Below are 18152 nucleotides of genomic sequence, written 5' to 3' on the forward strand. Positions count from 1 at the left end.
GGGCAGCACCCCAAGGAGAGGAGCGAGACGATGGCGGGAAACTTCGACCTGTCCGGCCGGGTGGCGGTGGTCACCGGCGGCAATGGCGGCATCGGCCTGGGCATGGCGCGCGGCCTCGCCGCGGCCGGCGCCTGGGTGGCCGTGATCGGCCGCAATGCCGAGAAGAACAAGGCGGCGGTCGCCGCGCTGGGCGAGGACGCCTTCGCCATCCAGGCCGACCTCGCCGAGCCCGGCGCGGCCGACCGTGTGATCGCGCAGGTGGTCGAGCAGGCCGGCGGCATCGACATCCTGGTCAACAACGCCGGCACCAACATCCGCCGCCTGCCGCAGGAGGTGACGGACGAGGAGTGGATGGCCGTGATGGACGCCAACCTCACCAGCGCCATGCGGATGAGCCGCGCCGCCTACCCGCACCTCAAGGCCAGCGGCCATGGGCGGGTGATCTGCGTGGGCTCGATGATGTCCCTCTTCGCCCTGCCGCTCTCCCCGGCCTATGGCGCCAGCAAGGGCGGCGTCGTGCAGTACACGCGCAGCCTGGCGGTGGCCTGGGGGCCGGACGGCATCACGGCCAACGCCATCCTCCCCGGCTGGGTCGAGACCGAGCTGACCGCCGGCGCCCGGCAGGACATCCCCGACCTCTACGACCGCGTCATCGCCCGCACGCCGCAGAAGCGCTGGGGCGCGCCGGCCGACTTCGCCGGCCTCGTCACCTTCCTGGCCAGCGACGCCAGCGCCTTCATCACCGGCACCGCCATCCCCGTGGATGGCGGCCTCTCGGTCCACGGCTGATCCCGGCCCCCGCGCCGGCTCTACTCCTTACGCAGACAGGGTCCCCCGATGCCGAAGCGTACTGACATCAAGTCCATCCTCATCATCGGGGCCGGCCCCATCGTCATCGGGCAGGCCTGCGAGTTCGACTATTCCGGCGCGCAGGCCTGCAAGGCACTGCGGGCGGAGGGCTACCGGGTGATCCTGGTGAACTCCAACCCCGCCACCATCATGACCGACCCCGGCCTGGCGGACGCCACCTACATCGAGCCGATCACGGTCGAGATGGTGGAGAAGATCATCGCCAAGGAGCGGCCGGACGCGCTGCTGCCCACCATGGGCGGCCAGACCGCGCTGAACACCTCCCTCAAGCTCGCCGAGGCCGGCGTGCTGGCGAAGTACGGCTGCGAGCTGATCGGCGCCAAGGCCGAGGTGATCGACAAGGCCGAGGACCGCCTGAAGTTCCGCGATGCCATGACCAAGATCGGCATCGAGAGCCCGAAGAGCGCCATCGCCCACACCATGGAGGAGGCGCGCGCCGGGCTGGAGGAGGTCAAGCTCCCCTGCGTCATCCGCCCCTCCTTCACGCTGGGCGGCACCGGCGGCGGCATCGCCTACAACCGCGAGGAGTTCGAGCAGATCGTCTCCGCCGGCCTCTCCGCCTCGATGACCAACGAGGTGCTGATCGAGGAAAGCGTGCTGGGCTGGAAGGAGTTCGAGATGGAGGTGGTCCGCGACCAGGCGGACAACTGCATCATCGTCTGCTCCATCGAGAACCTGGACCCGATGGGCGTGCACACCGGCGACTCCGTGACGGTGGCCCCCGCGCTGACGCTGACCGACAAGGAATACCAGCGCATGCGCGATGCCTCCATCGCCTGCCTGCGCGAGATCGGCGTGGACACCGGCGGCTCCAACGTGCAGTTCGGCATCAACCCGGTGGATGGCCGCATGGTGGTCATCGAGATGAACCCGCGCGTCTCCCGCTCGTCCGCGCTGGCCTCGAAGGCAACCGGCTTCCCGATCGCCAAGATCGCCGCCAAGCTCGCCGTCGGCTACACGCTGGACGAGCTGAAGAACGACATCACCATGGTCACGCCGGCCTCCTTCGAGCCGACGATCGACTATGTGGTGGTCAAGATCCCGCGCTTCACCTTCGAGAAGTTCCCCGGCACGCCGGCGACGCTGACCACCTCGATGAAGTCGGTCGGCGAGGCGATGGCGATCGGCCGCTCCTTCAACGAGGCGCTGCAGAAGGGCCTGCGCTCGCTGGAGACCGGCCTTTCCGGCCTCGACGACATCGCGGCGCCCGGCGACGGCAGCAAGGAGGCCTTCATCGCCGCGCTCGCGACGCCGAAGCCCGACCGCGTTCTGGTGGTGGCGCAGGCGCTGCGCGCCGGCCTCAGCGTGGAGGAGATCCACGAGGCCTGCCGCTTCGAGCCCTGGTTCCTGCGCGAGGTGGAGAAGATCGTCCGCGCCGAGAACGCGGTGCGCGAGGCCGGCCTGCCGCGGGACGCCATCGCCTTCCGCCGCCTGAAGGCGATGGGCTTCGCCGACAAGCGCCTGGGCGCGCTGGTCGGGCAGGGCGAGGCGGAGGTGCTGAAGCACCGCCTGGCGCTCGGCGTGATGCCGGTGTTCAAGCGCATCGACACCTGCGCCGCCGAGTTCGCCTCCGACACGCCCTACATGTACTCGACCTATGAGGGCGGCTTCGGCGCGCCGGTCTGCGAGAGCCGGCCGACGGAGGCGAGGAAGATCGTCATCCTCGGCGGCGGCCCGAACCGCATCGGCCAGGGCATCGAGTTCGACTATTGCTGCGTCCACGCGGCCTACGCGCTGAAGGAGGCCGGGTTCGAGACCATCATGGTCAACTGCAACCCGGAAACCGTCTCCACCGACTACGACACCTCCGACCGCCTCTACTTTGAGCCACTGACGGCCGAGGACGTGGTGAACCTGATCCGCAAGGAGCAGGAGAAGGGCGAGGTGCTGGGCTGCATCGTGCAGTATGGCGGGCAGACGCCGCTGAAGCTCTCCCAGGCGCTCGACAAGGCCGGCATCCCCATCCTCGGCACCAGCGCCGAGGCGATCGACATCGCCGAGGACCGCGAGCGCTTCCAGCAGCTGCTGAAGGGCCTCGGCCTGAAGCAGCCGCAGAACGGCACCGCGCGCGACCTGGATGAAGCCGTGGCCGAGGCCGAGCGCATCGGCTACCCCGTGGTGGTGCGCCCCTCCTACGTGCTGGGCGGCCGCGCCATGGAGATCGCCTGGAACCGCGAGCAGCTCCTGCGCTTCGGCCAGGAGGCGGTGAAGGTCTCCGGCGAGAACCCGATCCTGATCGACCAGTACCTGCAGGACGCGATCGAGGTGGATGTGGACTGCATCGCCGACGAGGCGGGCGAGGTCTATGTCGCCGGCGTGATGGAGCATATCGAGGAAGCCGGCATCCATTCCGGCGACAGCGCCTGCTCCCTGCCGCCCTACTCGCTGCCGCCCGCCATCATCACCGAGCTGAAGGGCGAGACGGAGGCGATGGCGCGGGCCCTCAAGGTTAAGGGCCTGATGAACGTGCAGTACGCGGTGAAGGACGGCGAGATCTTCGTGCTGGAGGTCAATCCGCGCGCCTCCCGCACGGTGCCCTTCGTCGCCAAGGCGACCGGCGTTCCGGTGGCCAAGATCGGCGCCCGCGTCATGGCCGGCGCCAGGCTCGCCGAGTTCGACCTGGACGACGCGGCGATCAGCCGGCACGTCGCGGTGAAGGAGGCGGTGTTCCCCTTCAACCGCTTCCCCGGCGTGGACGTGCTGCTCGGCCCGGAGATGAAGTCCACCGGCGAGGTGATGGGGCTGGACGCCAGCTTCGAGCGCGCCTTCGCCAAGAGCCAGCTCGGCGCCGGCGTGAAGCTGCCGGCCACGGGGACCGCCTTCGTCTCGGTCAAGGACAGCGACAAGAAGGCCGCCGTCTCGGTGGCGCGCCGCCTCACCGACCTCGGCTTCCAGGTGATGGCGACGCGCGGCACCGCCGCCGTGCTGCGGGATGCCGGGCTCAGCGTCTCCGTGGTGAACAAGGTGATGGAGGGCCGCCCGCATTGCGTGGACGCCATCCGCAACGGCGAGATCCAGCTCGTCATCAACACCACGGGCACCGGCCAGGCGGTGGCGGACAGCTTCGACATCCGCCGCGGCGCGCTGACCAACGGCGTGCCGCACTACACCACCATGGCCGGCGCCCGCGCCGCGGCCCATGCGATTGCGGCGCTGAAGGCCGGAACCCTTGATGTGGCGCCGCTCCAGGCTTATTTTCCGCCTTCATTCTGAGGGCGGGCGGGTCCGGTCGTGGACCGTGGCCGCGCCCGCTCCTTGTCCCCATCGTAGGCCCCAGGCATGGGTGCCAAGCCGCCGCCGGGTTTTCCGCCCGGCGGCTGATGCCGTGTATGAAGGAAGGAACTGCCGTGCAGAAGTTCCCGATGACCGCCGAAGGCCTGGCCCGGCTCGAAGAGGAATTGCGGCACCTGAAGTCGGAGGAGCGTCCGGCGGTGATCCGCGCGATCGCCGAGGCCCGGGAACATGGGGACCTGTCCGAGAACGCCGAGTACCACGCCGCGCGCGAGCGCCAGTCCTTCATCGAGGGCCGGATCGCCGAGCTGGAGGGCATCGTCCCCTCCGTCGAGGTGATCGACGTCTCCAAGCTCTCGGGCGACCAGGTGCGCTTCGGGGCCACCGTCACCATCATTGATGAGGAGACGGAGGAGGAGAAGACCTACCGCATCGTCGGCGCGCATGAGGCGGACACCAAGAACGGCTCGGTCTCCATCTCCTCCCCGCTGGCCAAGGCGTTGCTCGGCAAGAAGCTGGGCGATTCCGTCGAGGTGCCGGCGCCCGGCGGCGCCCGCGCCTACGAGATCGCCAAGGTCCGCTTCGCCTGAGCATGGGCAGCCCCAGCCTGCAGGGCCTGGTGGCCGAGCCGCCGGTGGCGCCCCCGCTCTCCCTCGCCGACGTGCGGGCGGCGGCGGAGCGCATCCGCGGCGCGGTGCTGCGCACGCCCACCGTGCCGGCGCCCGCCATCGGCCGCGCCGCCGGCTGCGAGGTCTGGCTGAAGCTGGACAATCTCCAGGCCACCGGCGCCTTCAAGGAGCGCGGCGCCGCCAACCGCCTGGCGCTGCTGACCCCGCGCGAGAAGGCCACCGGCGTCATCGCCATGTCGGCCGGGAACCACGCCCAGGCGGTGGCCCGCCATGCCAGCCTGCTCGGCATCCGCGCCACCATCGTCATGCCGCGCTTCACCCCGGCGACCAAGGTGGTGCGCACCGAGAGCTGGGGCGCCAACGTGGTGCTGCACGGCGAGACCCTGGCCGAGGCGGCCGCCCACGCCCATGCCCTGGCCCTGCGGGACGGCCTCACCTTCATCCACCCCTATGACGATCCCGGCGTGATGGCCGGCCAGGGCACCATGGCGATCGAGATGATCGAGGACGCCCCGGGCCTGGACACGCTGGTCTTTCCCGTGGGCGGCGGCGGGCTGCTGGCCGGCTGCGCCGCGGCCGCGCTGGAGCTGAACCCGGCGCTGACCGTCTATGGCGTCGAGGTGGAGGGCTATCCGGCCATGGCGCAGCGCCTCGCCGGGCAGCCCGTGGCGGTCGGCGGCCCGACCATCGCCGAGGGCATCGCCGTGCGCGACGTCGGCGAGGCCCCCTATGCCCTGCTGAAGCGCCTCGGCGTCGAGGTGCTGGTGGTGCCGGAGCGCGCGGTGGAGCAGGGCGTCGCCCTGCTGGCCGAGGGCGCCAAGGTGGTGGCCGAGGGCGCCGGCGCGGCCGGCGTGGCGGCGCTGCTGACGCATCCCGGCCGCTTCGCCGGGCGGAAGGTCGGCACGCCGGTCTGCGGCGGCAACATCGACGCCCGCGCCCTTTCCAACGTGCTGCTCCGCCAGCTCCTGCGGGATGGCCGCATCCTGCGGCTGCATTTCGACATCCCCGACCGGCCCGGCATGCTGGCCGACATCTCCAGGCGCATCTCGGATGCCGGCGGCAACGTCATCGAGGTGAAGCACCAGCAGCTCTTCGGCGCCCCCACGGTGCAGTCCACCGAGCTGGAGCTGATGATCGAGGTGCGGGACGCCGCCCAGGGCAACGCCATCATCGCCGCGCTGGAGGCCGCCGACTACGCCGTCCGGCGCGGCTGAGCGGCCAGCCGGGCGGCCACCGGGCGCTCTTCACCGAGGCGTGGCCGGGGCAACCGCCGCGCCCCGGACTTTTTCCGCTTCCTAGAGCGGCACTCCCGGCACATCCTTGGCGGTATGAATCGTTTGCAACGTGGTGACCCGCCCGACATTGGGCGCGGCGGTCAGGCGGTTGGTCAGCGCGTTCTCGTGCGCCGTGTCGCGCGCCACCAGCCGCAGCAGGAAGTCGCCGCCGCCGCGGATCATGTGGCACTCGCGCACCTCCGGCCAGGTGGTCACGTCCTGCTCGAAGGCGGAGAGCACGGCGTGCTTCTGGCTCTCCAGGCCCACCAGGGCGAAGAAGGTGATCTCCCAGCCCAGCGCCACCGGGTCGATGTCGGCATGGTAGCCGCGGATGATGCCGCCCTCCTCCAGTCGCCGGACCCGGCGCAGGCAGGGCGGCGCCGAGAGATCGACGCGGCGGGCCAGCTCCACATTCGTCATCCGCCCATCGGCCTGCAACTCCGCGAGGATCTGGCGGTCTACGGTGTCGAGATGGTCAACAGTTTCAGGCTTCATCGGAACCGTTTCGTTGCTCATGCGGCGCTTCAGGCGCAATATCCTTGCACGAGCGCCCATGTTCAAGGCATCGGCTTGCGGGGATAGCCCATCTTTCCGATATCCTCCGCATCTCCAGCGTTTTCAGGACCAGAACCTTGCCCGAACTGCACCGCACCCGCCTGCTGATCCTCGGTGCCGGCCCCGCCGGGTACACGGCGGCGATCTACGCCGCCCGCGCCGGCCTTTCGCCCCTCGTGGTCGCCGGGATGCAGCCGGGCGGGCAGCTCACCATCACCACCGACGTCGAGAACTTCCCCGGCTTCGCCCAGCCGGTCCAGGGCCCCTGGCTGATGGAGCAGATGCGCGAGCAGGCCGAGCATGTCGGCGCCCGCATCCAGCATGACCTCATCACCGCCGTGGACCTTTCCCAGCGCCCCTTCCGCTGCACCGGCGACTCGGGCGACACCTTTGAGGCCGAGGCGCTGGTCATCGCCACCGGCGCCCAGGCCAAATGGCTGGGCATTCCGGGCGAGAAGGAGCTGTCCGGCTTCGGCGTCTCCGCCTGCGCCACCTGCGACGGCTTCTTCTACCGGGGCAAGGACGTGGCGGTGATCGGCGGCGGCAACTCGGCGGTGGAGGAGGCGCTCTACCTCGCCAACCTGGCGAAGTCCGTCACGCTGATCCATCGCCGGAACACGCTGCGCGCCGAGCGCATCCTGCAGCAGCGGCTTTTCGCCAAGCCGAACGTCACCGTCCTGTGGGACACGGTGACGGAGGAGGTGCTGGCCGAGACCGGCGGCCGCGCCCCGGTCGCGCGCGGCCTGCGGCTGCGCGACGCCCGCACGGGCGAGAGGCGTGAGATGGCGGTGGATGGCGTCTTCGTCGCCATCGGCCATGCGCCGGCCACGGAGCTGTTCAAGGGACAGCTCCACATGGATGGGGAGGGCTACCTGGTGACGGCACCCGATTCGACGCGGACCAGCCTGGAGGGCGTCTTCGCCGCCGGCGATGTGCAGGACCGGATCTACCGCCAGGCGGTGACCGCCGCCGGCACCGGCTGCATGGCGGCGCTGGAAGCCGAGAAGTTCCTGGCGCTCCGCGAGGACGACGCCCAGGCGCAGGCCGCCTGACCGCCATGCCGCTCGATTGGGACAAGCTGCGGGTCTTCCATGCCGTCGCCGAGGCGGGAAGCTTCACCCATGCCGGCGAGTCGCTCAACCTCAGCCAGTCGGCCGTCTCCCGGCAGATCCAGGCGCTGGAGGAGGCCCTGCAGGTGCCGCTCTTCCACCGCCATGCGCGCGGGCTGATCCTGACCGAGCAGGGCGAGACGTTGAACCGCACGGTGCGCGAGGTCTTCGCCAAGCTGGCGATGACCGAGGCGCTGCTGACGGAAAGCCGCGAGCGCGCCGCCGGCCGGCTGAAGGTCACCACCACCACCGGCTTCGGCTCCACCTGGCTGGCGCCGCGGCTGAACCGCTTCATGTCCCTCCACCCCGAGGTGACGGTGACGCTGCTGCTGGACGATGCCGAGCTGGACCTCGCCATGCGCGAGGCCGATGTGGCCATCCGCATGCACGCGCCGAAGCAGCCGGACCTGATCCAGCGGCATGTGGCGACCTTTGGCTGGAAGATCGTCGGCTCGCCGGAATACCTGAAGCAGGCCGGCATGCCGCAGCGCGCCGAGGACCTCGACGCCCACCGCCTGATCATCTACGGCGACTACCGGCCGCCGGTGGAGAGCATCAACTGGCTGGTCGAGGCCGGCCGGCGCCCGGGCAGCCCGCGCCGCGCGGCGGTGGAGGTGAACAGCCTGCCCGCCATGCTGCAGGCCGTGCGCTCCGGCCTCGGCCTCGCCGCCCTGCCCGATTACATGGGCGACGACCTGCGCGACCTGATCCCCGTCCTGTCCGACCTGAAAGCCCCCCGGATCGACGCCTACTTCGTCTATCCCGAGGAGATGCGGCACTCGAAGCGCGTCGGCGTGTTCCGCGACTTCCTGGTCTCGGAACTGGCGGCGCTGAACAGCTGAGGCGCCGCGGGTGGAGGCCCCGCTTTCACCCTTCGCGCCGACACCAAAGTTTAACCATGCAGGATACGCATGGCCGACGGGCGATAATGTTGGAAGGCGCATATCGAGGCTGCGGTTAAGATGTGTTCATCCGACGATTGGGTCGGAAAGGGTCTCTGACCCTTCGTCTCCCAGACGTGAAGCCTCCCTGTTTACTTCGGGCGCTACCCCAACGGGTCAGCGCCCTTCTTTTTTGCGTGCCGGCAGGCGTGGCAAGCTGCCCGCCCCGCCCCGCTGCCGCAGCCCTCCCCTTTCTCTCCCCTCCCGCCGGAGAATGCCCGATGGAAGATCTGTTGCCGAAGGCCGAACGGCTTGCCGCCCTGCTCAAGGCGCGGGGGGAGACCATCGCGGTTTCCGAGTCCTCGTCCGGCGGGCTCGTCGCGGCGGCCCTGCTCGCCGTTCCGGGTGCCAGCGCCTACTTCCGGGGCGGCGCCGTGGTTTACACGCCGCAGGCGCGCGCCGCCCTGCTCGGCATCGGCGCGCCGCAGATGCAGGGCCTCCGCTCCGCCTCCGAGCCTTATGCGCGGCTGCTCGCGGACACCCTGCGCGAGCGCCTCGGCACGACCTGGGGCCTCGCCGAGACGGGAGCGGCGGGGCCGGGCGGCAATCGCTATGGCGATGCCGCCGGCCACACCTGCCTCGCCGTCAGCGGGCCGGTGACGCTGGCGCAAACCATGGAAACCGGCATCGCGGACCGTGCCGCCAACATGCGGACCTTCGCCCATGCGGCACTGAACCTCCTGGCTGAGGCGCTGGACGCCGCGCCCGCCCCGGCCTGAGCCGCCGGAACGCGAGCGGGCCCGCTTCCCTCGCGCAGCGCATGTCACCCATGCAGGCGTGCGGTGCGGTTGCGCCTGCCGGAAGGGGGGCGCAATACTTCCCAGGCGTTACACAACAGAGATGACACAGCCATGAGTCAGGCGGCGCTTACCCCCGGTCGTGGCCCGAAGGCCGATGCGGCGCCCGCGGCGGCGGCGCAGGCCGGCGCGGGGGAGACCGCCTTCGCCGTGCTTCTCTCGCTCAGCTTCTGCCATCTGCTGAACGACATGATCCAGTCGCTGGTGCCGGCGCTGTATCCGATCCTGAAGCAGAACTACGCGCTCGACTTCGGGCAGATCGGCCTGATCACCCTCGCCTTCCAGTGCACGGCGTCGCTGCTGCAGCCGCTGGTCGGCCTCTACACCGACCGCCGCCCGATGCCCTACTCGCTGCCGGTCGGCATGGCCTCGACGCTGGTCGGGCTGCTGGTGCTCTCCCAGGCCGGCAGCTACGGCGTGATCCTGCTGGCGGCGGCGCTGATCGGCGTCGGCTCCTCGGTCTTCCACCCGGAGTCCTCGCGCGTTGCGCGGCTGGCCTCGGGCGGGCGCTACGGGCTGGCGCAGTCGCTGTTCCAGGTGGGCGGCAATTTCGGCCAGGCGATCGGCCCGCTGCTGGCCGCCTTCATCGTCGCGCCGCGCGGCCAGGGCAGCCTGGTCTGGTTCTCCGCCGCCGCGCTGCTCGCCATGCTGCTGCTGGTGCGCGTCGGCGGCTGGTATGCCCGCAACCGCATCGCGTCAGGCGCCCGCGGGCGGGGCGGCGCGGCAGCCATCGTCGCGCTTCCCCGCGGGCGCGTGCTCTTCGCCGTGGCGGTGCTGGTGGCGCTGCTCTTCTCCAAGAACGTCTATACGGCCAGCCTCAGCTCCTACTACACCTTCTACCTGATCCAGCGCTTCGGCGTGTCGGTGCAGGCGGCGCAGATCTACCTTTTCGTCTTCCTCGCCTCGCTGGTGGTGGGGCTGGTGCTGGGCGGGCTGGTGAGCGACCGCGTCGGCCGCCTGCCGGTGATCTGGTTCTCGATCCTCGGCGTGCTGCCCTTCACCCTGGCCCTGCCCTATGTCGGCCTGACCGCGACGGTGGTGCTGACCGTCGTGATCGGCCTGATCATCTCCTCCGCCTTCCCCGCCATCCTGGTCTATGCGCAGCAGCTCATGCCCGGAAAGGTCGGGCTGGTGGCGGGCATCTTCTTCGGCCTCTCCTTCGGCCTCGGCGGCCTGGGCGCCGCCGCGCTGGGCCAGATGGCGGACTGGGCCGGCATCGCCACGGTCTACCGCATCTGCTCCTTCCTGCCGCTGCTCGGCGTGCTGGCCGCCTTCCTGCCGAACATCGAGCGCCGCGCCGGCTAGAGCGGATCCCGTTCCGATTGCAGCATCGGGACAGGTGAAGATGCGCGTCAAAGCAAACGTCCAGAGCATTTTCCGTGAACCAGGGCGAACGGAAAATGCTCCAGAGCGGCTCCCGTTCGCTTTGGCCCACTTCAGCCGCTTCCGTCTGATCGGGCCCTGCTCTCAGGCGCGCCGCCGCGGGGCCTCAGCGGCCCCGCGCCTCGGCCAGGTGGTCGAAGCTGTGGACGTAGCTGCCCAGGCCCTGGGTCTGCGAGCGCAGCTCGATGATCAGGTCGGTCAGCGCCTCCTCCGGCACCAGCGCCTGCACCTCGTCCCAGCCCTCCCAGTCCGGCTTGGCGGCGAAGCCCAGGATCTGCCCGCGCCTGCCGGTCAGCAGGCGCTGGGCGGCGGCGGTGAACTCGGCCGGCACGCTGATCGTCACCGCATGCACCGGCTCCAGCAGGACCGGCTCGGCCTTGCCCAGCCCCTCCTGCATGGCCATGCGGGTGGCGGTGGCGAAGGCCATGTCGCTGCTGTCCACGCTGTGGAAGCCGCCGTCGAGCAGCGTCACCGCGATGTCCACCACCGCGTGGCCGAGCGGCCCCTTGCGGGTCGCCTCCTGTGCCGCCTCCGCGACGGCGGGGATGAAGCGCCTGGGCACCGCGCCGCCCACCACCTTCTCGTCGAAATGGAAGCCGGCGCCGCGCGGGCGCGGCACGATCTGCAGCTTCACGTCGGCGAACTGCCCGTGCCCGCCGGTCTGCCGCTTCAGCCGGGCGCTCTGGACCACGGAATGGCGGATGGTCTCGCGGAAGGGCACCGGCGCACGGGCGGTGCGCAGCTTCACCCCGGCGGCGGCGGCCAGCCGGTCCAGCGCCGTGCGCAGATGGATCTCGCCCTGGCCTGAGAGCAGCGTCGCGCCGCTCCCGGCGTCCTGGCTCACCGTCAGGGCCGGGTCCTCCTCGGCCACGCGCTGCAGGGCGGTGGAGAGCCGCACCTCGTCCTTGCGGTCTTCCGCATGGATGGCGACGGCGTGCACCGGCGGCGGCGGCTCGGGGAAAGGCAGTTGCGCTCCTCCCAGGGTCGCGCCCGTCCGCACGCCCTCCAGCCGACCGATGGCCACCAGCTCGCCCGCACCGGCCTGCGGCACCTTCTGCGCCTCGCCGGCGGGAAAGCGGTGGAGGGCACCGCAGCGCTGGCCATCCAGCCCCGCCCCTTCCCGCAAGGTGCCGCGCCAGAGCCGCGCGTAGGAAAGCCGGCCGGCATGCCCGGCCTGCTGGGTGCGGAAAACCTGCGCCAGCGGGTCGCCCGCCGCCGCGATGCCGCGCCGGGCCGCCGTCTCGGCGGCGGCGGGCACGTCATGGCGCAGCGCCTTCCAAAGCCGCTGGATGCCGTTGTTGCGCTCCGCCGCGCCGATCAGCACGCCGACCACGGCGCCGCTCGCCTCGCCGCTGTGCAGCGGGCGATAGATCTCCTCCGGCGCCACCGCCGCGTCCTCCAGCACCTTCTCCAGCAGGGCGTCGTCATGGTCCGCCAGCACTTCCAGCAACTCGCCGCGCGCCTCGGCCTCCCGCGCGCGCATGGTGTCCGGCAGGGCGATGCGCTCGGAGGCCTCGCCCCGCCGGTAGCGGTAGGCGCGGCCGCTGACGACGTCCACGTAGCCGACAACGCTATCCCCCTCGCGGATCGGCACCTGCCGCAGCACCAGCCGGCGCCGGGTCTGCGCCTGCAGGGCGGCGAGGGTGTCGCGCACCGCACCCGCCAGCGTGTCGAGCTTGTTGACGAAGACCAGCGCCGGCACCTCCGCCTCCTCCAGCCGGCGGAACAGCGGGCCGAGGGCGATCGCCCGCTCCGGCGCGGGTTCGCAGACCACCACCGCGAGGTCGGCCACCGCCAGGGCGCAGTCCGCGTCATGGGCGAACTCCACCGAGCCCGGACAATCGAGCAGCGCCCAGGGCTCCTCCTGCCAGGTGGCGTGGCCGAGCCGCATCTCGGTGCCCAGGCTGCGGGCGCCGGAGCGTCGCAGCGGCGTGCCGGCGGCGGACAGCAACGTCTCGAACAGGGTGGTCTTGCCGCTCCCCTGCGGGCCGACCAGCGCCACGGAGCGGGGTGGCGCCTGGCCGGGTTGGTTGCCGTGCGGTTGCGTCATGGCGGCACGCCTCCTGGATTTTCCCCCGTTTTCCCTAGCGTACAGAGGCGGCCCAAGTTTCGGAACCGTTTCGAATTGGCGGCGCGCCACCCCTCCGGATGGCGCTTCACCGGCCGGCCCGCGCCTGCTCCAATGGCGGGATGAGCAAGTCCCGCCTGCAGCACCGGCAGTTGGAGGTCTTCCGGGCCGTCGTCCGCAGCGGCAGCGTCACCGGCGCCAGCCGGATCCTCGGCATCAGCCAGCCCGGGGTCAGCAAGATCCTGACCCAGACCGAGGAGCTGTGCGGCTTCTGCCTGTTCGAGCGGCTGCACGGGCGGCTGGTGCCGACGCAACGCGGGCTCAGCCTGTTCGACGAGACGGAGCGCCTCTTCGTCGGTATGGAGCAGATCGAGCACCTGATGGAGCGGCTGCGGGCGGAGGAGCCGCGCCGTGCCGTCATCGCCTCCATCCCGGTGCTGGCACAGGAGCTGATGCCGCCGGTGGCGCGGCGCTGGCTCGACGTGCCGGGCGCCGAGCGCCTCGCGCTCACCACGCGCGATGCCGGCGGGGTGATGGCCATGGCTGCCTCCCGCCGGGCCGAGATCGGGCTGATGGGCAGCTTGCAGCGGGTTCCCAGCCTGCGCAGCTTCCTGGTGGCGCGCACGCGGGCGCTCATCGCCCTGCCGCCGGGACATCCGCTGGCCGCGCGGGCCACCATCCGCCCCGCTGACCTGCATGGGCAGCCCTTCATCGGCATCTCCCGCCACGAAGGGCAGCAGACGCTGATCGACCGCGTGCTGGAGGACGAGGGCGTGCGCCCGCTGGAAGTGGCGGAATGCCCGCTGATCGCCGGGGCGGCGGGCATGGCGCTGGCCGGGGTCGGCATCACCTTCACCGACGCCTTCGCCGCCCGGCCCTTTCTGGGGCGCGGCCTAATCCTGCGCGACTTCGCGCCGGCCGTGACCTTCGAGTACCGCGCGATCTGGTCCGAGGGGATGAGCAACCCCTTCGACCGCACCGCCTTCCTGCGGCTGCTCGGCGAATGCGCCGAGGCCATCCTGTCCGAGCCGCCGCCCGAGGGGGTTACACGGCTGTCATAACCAGCGCTGGGCGGCATAACCAAAGTTGGGCTGCCGGACCGCGCGCGGCGCGTGCCAGCCTCGCGGCGTGAACAAGCAGCAGACCCCCTTCGCCCCCGGCTTCGTCGAGCGCCCCTACTGGTGGGAGCTCGCCCCGCCCCCGCCGCCCGGCCCGCCCGCGCCGCTGCCGGAGGCGGCCGAGGTCGCCATCATCGGCGGCGGCATCGCCGGCCTGTCCACCGCCATCGAGCTGGCCCGCGGCGGCGTGCGGGCCCTGGTGCTGGACCGCGAGGCGATCGGCTGGGGCGCCTCCTCCCGCAACGGCGGCGCGCTGTCCGGCGCCGGCAGCCTCGGCCGTGCCCGCTCCGACCTGCACAAGGCGCTGGACCAGACGCTGCTCGACGAAATGGTGGAGGAGGCCGAGGCCTCCTTCGACGACATGGAGGCCTTCCTGCGCGAGGAAGGCGTGGAGTGCTTCTTCCGCCGCACCGGCCGCTTCGTCGGCGCCCATGCCCCGAAGGCGCTCGACACGCTGAAGCGCCGCGCGGAGATGCTGAACCGCACGGGACGCGACACCGCCACCATCCTGGAGCGCGGCCGCGTGCGCGAGGAGGTGGCGACCGACCTCTACCATGGCGGCCTGCTGATCCAGCGCGCGGGCTCGCTGCATCCCGGCCTTTATGTCCAGGGGCTGGCCAAGGCGGCGGCGCGGCACGGCGCCACGCTGCGCGGCGGCGTCACGGTCACGGGGCTGGAGAAGGAGGGCGCCGGCTACCGCGTGCGGACCAGCCAGGGCGACGTGCTGGCCCGGCAGGTGATGGTGGCCACCAACGGCTATACCGGCGCCGCCACCCCCTGGCACCGCCGCCGGCTGGTGCCCGTCGCCAGCTACATGATCGCCACCGAACCGCTCGGCGAGGCGCGTGTGCGCGCCCTGCTGCCGAAGCTGCGCGTCTACGGCGACACCAAGAAGGTGCTCTACTACTTCCGCCCCTCGCCCGACTTCACGCGCATCCTGTTCGGCGGCCGCGCCAGCTTCGTGGACGCCGACGCGACGCGCTCCGCCGCCCGCCTGCACGGCTTCCTGACCGGGCTGCTGCCGGATCTCGCCGGGGTACGCGTCAGCCATGGCTGGAAAGGCAACGTCGCCTTCGCGCTGGACTACCTGCCGCATGTCGGCCGGCAGGAGGGCATCCACTACGCGCTGGGCTGCAACGGCAGCGGCGTCGTCACCATGACGCATCTCGGCCGCTGTGCCGCGCGGCAGATCCTGGGCGGCGCCAACCGCGCCTCGGCCTTCACCCGCCTGCCCTTCCCCACCATGGCCGGATACCACGGCCGCCCCTGGTTCCTGCCCCTGGTCGGCGCCTCCTACCAGCTGCGGGACCGGCTGGACGGCTGGCGCTCCACCCCCGCGAAAGGCCACCCATGACGGTCGACGTGCCGTTCCCGGCCAAGGACTACGCCGACCGCCTCGCCGCCCTGCGCCACCGCATGGAGGCCGCCGGCGTCGAGGTGGCGCTGCTCGACGAGATCGAGGCGATGACCTGGGTCTCCGGCTATGGCAGCTCGCTGAACCGCTGGCGCTGCGTGGTGGTGCCGCTGGACGCCGAGCCCTTCCTCCTGATCCGCGCGCTGGACGCCGCGCCCTGCCGCCAGCGCACCTGGATCAGGGACATTCCGACCTACCGCGACTGGGAGGACCCGATGCCGGTGCTGGCCGCCGCACTCGCCGGGCGCGGGCTGTCGGGCGCGCGCATCGGGCTCGACTTCAACTCCTACGCCATGTCGCTGCGCCGCTTCGAGCAGCTGAAGGCGGCGCTGCCGGACGCCGTGATGGTGGACATGGGCCCGGCGGTGAACGAGCTGCGGCTGATCAAGTCGCCCGCCGAGATCGCCATCCTGCGGCGCAGCGCGGCGGTGGCCGACGAGGCGCTGCGCCGCGCGGCGGCCGCCTGCGTCGCCGGCGGCACGCAGCGCGACGCCGCGCGCATCGCGGTCGCCACCTATGTCGAACTGGGCGCCGATCCCAGCCCGGCGGGGCCGATCAGCGCCGGCACGGGCTGGGACTTCCTGCACGGCCATCTCAGCGACGCGCCGCTCTCGCCGGGCGACGTGGTGCACATCGAGCTGACGCCCCGCATCGCCGGCTACAGCGCGCGCATCATGCGCTGCGTCACCCTCGGCAGGCCCGCGCCCGCCCTGGCGGCGGCGGCGGAGACGCTGATCGCCCTGCAGGACGCGCAGATCGCCGCGCTGCGCCCCGGCGCCCGCGCGCATGAGGTGGACGCCATCCTGCGCGAGGGCGTCATCCGCTCCGGCCTGCGCCCGAGCTACGACAACATCACCGGCTACACGCTCGGCCTCTACGCGCCGCAGACGCCGCGCACCAGCGACTTCACCCGCATCCTGCATCCCGGCGCCGACTGGACCGTGGAGGCCGGCATGGTCTTCCACATCTACGCCTCCGCCGGCGGCGCCTCCATCAGCGAAACCGTGCTGGTGCGCGAGGACGGGCCGGAGCTGCTGACCCGCTTCCCGCGCGGCCTCATCGTCAACGAAACCGGGAGCTGACCATGTTCGAAGCCGTCAAGACCGGGCTGATCCCCTCCAAGGGGCCGATCTCCGGCGTGGTCCGCAAGGGCCCGCTGGTGATCACCGCGCAGATCCCGAAGGACCCCGTCACCGGCGAGATCGTCCAGGGCGACATCGCGGTGCAGACGCGCCGCACGCTGGACAACCTGCGCATCGCCATGGAGGGCTGCGGCGGAACGCTGGCCGACGTCATGATGCTGCAGGTCTACCTGGTGGACGGCGCCGACGCGGCGGCGATGAACGCCGTCTGGCGCGAGGTCTTCACCGCGCCCTTTCCCTGCCGCGCCACGGTGGTGGTGAAGGAGCTGCTGGCACCCGGCATGCGCATCGAGATGGTCGCCACCGCGCATCTCGGAGCCGCGTGAGGTGAGCGGCGCGGCGGGGCCGGGCAGCGCCCCCACGGCCATCGTGGTGGGCGGCGGCGTGGCGGGGCTTTCCGCCGCGCTCAACCTGCTGCGCCTGGGCCATGCGGTCACGCTGATCGACCCGCTGCCCTCGCCCGGCGGCGCCTCCTTCGGCAATGCCGGGCTGATCTCGGCCGAGACGGTGGTGCCGATCGCCCTGCCCGGCATGCTGCGGCAGGTGCCGCGCTGGCTGAACGACCCGCTCGGCCCGCTTTCCATCCGTCCGGCCTACATGCCCAGGGCCATGCCCTGGCTGATGAAATGGGTCCGCGCCGGCCGCATGGACCGCGTGATCGAGGTCGCGCAGGCGATGCGCGCGCTGCACCGGAACGCCTTCCAGGACTGGAAGGACCTGCTCGGCGAGGCCGCCTTCCGCGACCTGATCCGCCAGAGCGGCCAGGTGCAGATGTGGGATTCCGCCACCGAGACCACCACCGGCCGGATCGAGCGCGGTCTGCGCGAGGCGCACGGCATCCGCAGCGAGGAACTCGGCGCCGACGACCTGCGGCAGATGTTCCCGGGCCTGGCGCGCGACGTGGTGCGCGGCGTGCTGATCCCCGGCAACGGCCACACCGCCAGCCCGCCCCGGCTGATCCGCACACTGGCAGAAATGTTCCGTGCCGAGGGCGGCACGGTGCTGGCCGAGCGCGCCCTGAAGCTGATCCCCGAGGACGGCGGGCGCTGGATGGTCTTCACCAACACCGGCAACCACCGGGCGGACAAGGTGATCCTGGCCGGCGGCGCCTGGTCCGGGCAGTTGCTGGAGCCGCTCGGCATCACGGTGCCGCTGGAGACCGAGCGCGGCTACCACGCCATGCTGCCCTCGCCCTCCATCAGCCTGCGCTTCCCGATCCTGCACAAGAGCCGCAGCTTCGGCATGACGCCGATGGAGCACGGCATCCGCGTCGCCGGCACGGTGGAGATCGCGGGACTGGACGCCGCCCCGGACGAGCGGCGGGCGAGGATCCTGCACGAGCACGCCAGGCGGCTCTTCCCCGAGTTGCAGACCGGCGAGCCGGTGCTCTGGATGGGCCACCGCCCCTCCACGCCGGACAGCCTGCCGGTGCTCGGCCCGGCGCCGGGGCATCCCGGGCTGTTCCTCTGCTTCGGCCACAGCCATTTCGGCATGACGGGCGGGCCGCCAAGCGGCAAGCTGGTGGCGCAGCTCGCCGCCGGCCGGCCGCCCTCGATCGACCCGGCCCCCTATTCCGCAACCCGGTTCTGACCAAACAAGGCCGGGAGCGGGCGCCTCGCGC

The 18152-nt window shown here is 71.6% G+C and carries 15 protein-coding genes; 13 read left to right on the forward strand and 2 right to left on the reverse strand.

Translation table 11 applies throughout. From position 1 onward, the window contains the following. Positions 1-30 precede the first annotated feature (30 nt). The 4 genes from E0493_RS04525 (at position 31) to E0493_RS04540 (ending at position 5944) form a co-directional block, all read left to right on the forward strand. Entirely contained in the window at positions 31-789 is a 759-nt protein-coding gene (locus tag E0493_RS04525) for an SDR family NAD(P)-dependent oxidoreductase (RefSeq protein ID WP_160935739.1), read from the forward strand. A gap of 48 nt (positions 790-837) precedes the next feature. Beyond that, positions 838-4083, forward strand: coding sequence for a carbamoyl-phosphate synthase large subunit (gene carB, locus E0493_RS04530; protein WP_160935740.1), 3246 nt, complete (start codon positions 838-840; stop codon positions 4081-4083). Between the two features lie 134 nt (positions 4084-4217). Then, positions 4218-4691, forward strand: a complete 474-nt coding sequence (gene greA, locus E0493_RS04535) for a transcription elongation factor GreA (protein WP_160935741.1) — start codon at positions 4218-4220, stop codon at positions 4689-4691. 2 nt (positions 4692-4693) lie between these two features. Then, entirely contained in the window at positions 4694-5944 is a 1251-nt protein-coding gene (locus E0493_RS04540; RefSeq protein WP_160935742.1) for a threonine ammonia-lyase, read from the forward strand. Positions 5945-6025: 81 nt separating this feature from the next. On the opposite strand, the gene E0493_RS04545 is transcribed toward E0493_RS04540, so the two are convergent. Further along, on the reverse strand, positions 6026-6520 hold the full coding sequence (locus E0493_RS04545; protein WP_235913591.1) for an Lrp/AsnC family transcriptional regulator: 495 nt from the start codon (positions 6518-6520) through the stop codon (positions 6026-6028). Positions 6521-6636: 116 nt separating this feature from the next. Between E0493_RS04545 and trxB the strand changes: the two genes are divergently transcribed. The 4 genes from trxB (at position 6637) to E0493_RS04565 (ending at position 10711) form a co-directional block, all read left to right on the forward strand. Further along, entirely contained in the window at positions 6637-7611 is a 975-nt protein-coding gene (gene trxB / locus E0493_RS04550) for a thioredoxin-disulfide reductase (RefSeq protein WP_160935743.1), read from the forward strand. A 5-nt stretch (positions 7612-7616) separates the two neighbouring features. After that, positions 7617-8510 carry a LysR family transcriptional regulator gene (locus tag E0493_RS04555; RefSeq protein ID WP_160935744.1) on the forward strand — a complete coding sequence of 298 codons (894 nt, stop codon included), beginning with the start codon at positions 7617-7619 and terminating at the stop codon, positions 8508-8510. A gap of 320 nt (positions 8511-8830) precedes the next feature. Further along, positions 8831-9328 (forward strand): CinA family protein, encoded by a 498-nt coding sequence (locus E0493_RS04560; RefSeq protein WP_160935745.1) that lies wholly within the window; start codon positions 8831-8833, stop codon positions 9326-9328. A gap of 132 nt (positions 9329-9460) precedes the next feature. Beyond that, positions 9461-10711 (forward strand): MFS transporter, encoded by a 1251-nt coding sequence (locus E0493_RS04565; protein ID WP_160935746.1) that lies wholly within the window; start codon positions 9461-9463, stop codon positions 10709-10711. A 184-nt stretch (positions 10712-10895) separates the two neighbouring features. Here E0493_RS04565 and E0493_RS04570 read toward each other — a convergent pair whose 3' ends face one another. Beyond that, a complete protein-coding gene (locus E0493_RS04570; protein ID WP_160935747.1) occupies positions 10896-12839 on the reverse strand; it encodes an elongation factor G in 1944 nt (647 codons plus the stop codon). Between the two features lie 140 nt (positions 12840-12979). Here E0493_RS04570 and E0493_RS04575 point away from each other — a divergent pair, with 140 nt between their 5' ends. The 5 genes from E0493_RS04575 (at position 12980) to E0493_RS04595 (ending at position 18121) form a co-directional block, all read left to right on the forward strand. Next, complete coding sequence (locus E0493_RS04575; protein ID WP_160935748.1) at positions 12980-13918, forward strand: LysR substrate-binding domain-containing protein; 939 nt, start codon at positions 12980-12982, stop codon at positions 13916-13918. A 67-nt stretch (positions 13919-13985) separates the two neighbouring features. Continuing rightward, positions 13986-15329, forward strand: coding sequence for an NAD(P)/FAD-dependent oxidoreductase (locus tag E0493_RS04580; protein ID WP_160935749.1), 1344 nt, complete (start codon positions 13986-13988; stop codon positions 15327-15329). Then, positions 15326-16471, forward strand: a complete 1146-nt coding sequence (locus tag E0493_RS04585; RefSeq protein ID WP_160935750.1) for a M24 family metallopeptidase — start codon at positions 15326-15328, stop codon at positions 16469-16471. Before E0493_RS04580 ends, E0493_RS04585 begins: the two co-directional genes overlap by 4 nt. A 2-nt stretch (positions 16472-16473) precedes the next feature. Further along, positions 16474-16857 carry a RidA family protein gene (locus tag E0493_RS04590; RefSeq protein WP_160935751.1) on the forward strand — a complete coding sequence of 128 codons (384 nt, stop codon included), beginning with the start codon at positions 16474-16476 and terminating at the stop codon, positions 16855-16857. A gap of 1 nt (position 16858) precedes the next feature. Beyond that, entirely contained in the window at positions 16859-18121 is a 1263-nt protein-coding gene (locus tag E0493_RS04595) for an NAD(P)/FAD-dependent oxidoreductase (protein ID WP_160935752.1), read from the forward strand. Positions 18122-18152 lie beyond the last annotated feature (31 nt).

Origin of the sequence: Teichococcus coralli (assembly GCF_009829925.1) — a bacterium.
GTDB lineage: Bacteria > Pseudomonadota > Alphaproteobacteria > Acetobacterales > Acetobacteraceae > Pseudoroseomonas > Pseudoroseomonas coralli.